Annotated in this window: 3 protein-coding genes; 2 read left to right on the forward strand and 1 reads right to left on the reverse strand. The window is 60.6% G+C overall.

Annotated features, from left to right (window positions below):
* Nucleotides 1-1285: trimethylamine methyltransferase family protein (locus tag EOA60_RS26025; RefSeq protein WP_128312114.1), on the forward strand; the 1285-nt coding region annotated here is incomplete at its 5' end.
* A gap of 52 nt (nucleotides 1286-1337) precedes the next feature.
* Here the strand turns inward: EOA60_RS26025 and EOA60_RS26030 are convergent.
* Nucleotides 1338-2021 (reverse strand): GntR family transcriptional regulator, encoded by a 684-nt coding sequence (locus EOA60_RS26030; protein WP_095824789.1) that lies wholly within the window; start codon nucleotides 2019-2021, stop codon nucleotides 1338-1340.
* A 247-nt stretch (nucleotides 2022-2268) separates the two neighbouring features.
* On the opposite strand from EOA60_RS26030, the gene EOA60_RS26035 reads away from it, so the two are divergent.
* Nucleotides 2269-3067 (forward strand): proline racemase family protein (locus EOA60_RS26035; protein ID WP_128312116.1); only part of this gene is annotated, 799 nt, incomplete at its 3' end.

Here is a 3067-nt window from a genome sequence, read left to right on the forward strand (position 1 = left end):
CGTCCGCATCGATCGCGCGCTGCTGATGGAGCTTGTCTCGAAGGTCCCGCCGGAATTCACGCTCAATGCGCGCAACCCCGAGCGTACGGTTCGCGTCGGCGGCAAGAACTCGATCTTCGTGCCGATGTATGGCGCGCCTTATGTGCGCGACCTCGACAACAAGCGGCGTTACGGCACGCTCAACGACCTCAACAATTTCCACAAGCTCGCCTACATGGCGCCGACGCTGCATTCGTCGAGCTCGATCATCTGCGAGCCGATGGAGATCCCGGTGCCGAAGCGGCACCTCCACATCATTCATTCGGCGCTCAAGCACTCCGACAAGCCGTTCATGGGCATCGTGACGTCGAAGGAGCGGGCCGAAGACACGATGGCGATGGCTGCGATCGTGTTCGGCGAGGAGTTCGTGCGCGACAATCCGGTGCTGGTGGCGATCACCAATTGCAATTCGCCGCTGGTGTGGGACGCCACCATGCTCGACGCGATGCGGGTCTATGCCCGCCACAACCAGCCGCTGATCCTGGCACCGTTTGCGCTCTGCGGCGCCTCGACCTCGGCCTCCGCCGTCGGCGCGGTCGCGCAGGTGAATGCCGAGGCGCTCGCCGGTGTGGCCTTCACCCAGCTCATCCGTCCCGGCTCGCCGCAGATCTATGGCCAGTTCATGGTGACCGTCGACATGAAGACCGGCGCCCCGATGGGGGGCACGCCGGAGGCCGCGCAGATGATGTATCTGATGGGTGCGCTGGCGCGGAAATACAAACTGCCGTGGCGCACCTCGGGCTTCCACGTCGGCTCCAAGCTCAACGACGCCCAGGCCGGCTACGAGGCGAACATGCTTATGCATGCCGCGATCCTCGCCGGCGCCAATTACATCTGGCACTCCGCCGGCTGGCTTGAAGCCGGCCTTACCTGCGGCTATTCGAAATTCGCCACCGACTGCGAACAGCTCGTCGGTTGGTACAAATATGCCGGCGGCGTTCCCTTCGACGATTTCAAGGAGGCCATGGCGGCGGTCCGCGAGGTCGGTCCGCAAGGGCATTTTCTCGGCACGCAGCACACGCTCGAGCATTTCGAGCGCGCCTTCTTCATGCCGAGCATCATGGACTTCAATTCCTTCGAACAATGGACAGCCGAGGGCGCGAAGGATCACGACACGCGCGGCCGCGAAAGGGCGCGCAACATGCTCGCCGACTACCAGGAGCCGAAGCTCGACGACGGCATCGCCGAAGGTCTCAAGGATTTGATCGCGCGGCGCGAGGAAAAGCTGCCTGATACCGTTAGTTGACAAAATATGGGCAAAGGCCGTCGGCAATCGTGACTGACAGCAAGCCAGTGGCTCAGCCAGCGCGCACCTTGCCGATCGCAAGGTGTTTCTGAAGCGATTGACAGGCGTTCATAATATGATCGTAGACCAACTTTGCGGCCTGTTCGGTCTCGCCAGCGCGGCAGGCGGCCAGGATTTCGCGATGTTCTCGATCCGCAAGCTCATGACCGCCGGAAATCGTCAGCTGAACTCGCAGATAGCGTTCGATGCGATCGTTAACCGACCGGATCATGCGGAGGAGATATGGTCGCCCGGCGTCTAGATAAAGACTGGAATGGAACTCCCAATTTAGTTCCGCCCAGCGGCCGACGTCGGTTTCCTTCGCAAAGGAGTCGCAACTTGCTTGCGCCTTATCGAAGGTCTTCTCGTTCATGTGGGGGAGGGAAAGCCGAATTGCGTTCGATTCCAGCATCGCTCGGACCTCGAAAATCTGCACGATCTCCGGTTCCGACATGCTGGCGACAATTGCGCCCTTGTTTCGCTGAAATGCCACGAATCCCTCTGCCTCGAGCCGCTTCAAAGCTTCGCGCACCGGAATCTTGCTGATGTTGAACATGCGGGCGACGTCGTCTTGCCTGATCGGTTCGCCCTCATCAAGCGACCCGGATATGATTGCTCCGCGGATGAACTTCAAAACCACGTCGGAAGCGGTGGGGGCGGCACCCAAATCGGGAATGTCGGCAAATGCAAATGGCACGTGTAGAGTCTCCGCACGGAGCGTCAGATCTGCAAACATAGATATCGTAGACGATGTTCGCGATCAAATACGCTCGCGATTCTGCTCAACCCGAGTGTCTGCATGGCCTGAGATGCCGTCCGGCGTGGGTTCTTTTGAGCCCGGCCGATCAGCAGCGACTGGCGCATTTCCCCTCAATCGAGCCTTGACGAGAGCCGAAGATCGTATACGATATCCAATTGGAAGCCGCGGCTCTGGGGACTCCCGAATGCGAAGCACGAAAGTCATCCATGTTGTTTCCTGCCACGCGGAGGGCGAAGTCGGGGATGTCATCGTTGGCGGGGTGTCTCCTCCGCCGGGAGACACTGTCTGGGACCAGCGCAAATGGATCGCAGAAGACAACCGACTTCGTAACTTCGTTCTTAACGAACCGCGCGGCGGCGTCTTCCGGCACGTCAACCTTCTGGTCCCTCCGAAGCATCCCGATGCGCAGATGGCTTGGATCATAATGGAACCGGAAGATACGCCCCCGATGTCCGGCTCCAATTCGATCTGCGTGTCGACGGTAATTCTGGACACCGGGATCATCCCCATGCAGGAGCCGGTAACCGAAATGGTGCTCGAGGCGCCGGGCGGTCTGGTACGCGTGCGGGCCGACTGTGCCGGAGGAAAAGCCCAGCGCATCACGGTCGAAAACGTACCATCATTCGCCAACAGGGTCGGTGTGCCGCTTGAGGTCGATGGCCTCGGTACCATCACGGTCGACACGGCCTATGGAGGCGACAGTTTCGTCGTCGTGGACGCACCTGCCCTAGGGTTAGCGCTTGAAACCGACGAGGCTCGTGATCTCGCCGAACTTGGGGTGCGCATCACCGATGCGGCCAATCGACAAATGGCGTTCTCCCACCCTGAGCGTCCCGATTGGCGCCACCATTCGTTCTGTCTTTTTGCCGGCGCCATCACCCAGGATGGCAACCGCCTCCGCGCAAAATCGGTCGTTTCGATAAAACCTGGCAAGCTCGACCGATCGCCGACCGGAACGGCGGTGTCGGCCCGCATGGCGCTCT

It is taken from the genome of Mesorhizobium sp. M1A.F.Ca.IN.020.06.1.1, assembly GCF_004023265.1.
Classification (GTDB): domain Bacteria; phylum Pseudomonadota; class Alphaproteobacteria; order Rhizobiales; family Rhizobiaceae; genus Mesorhizobium.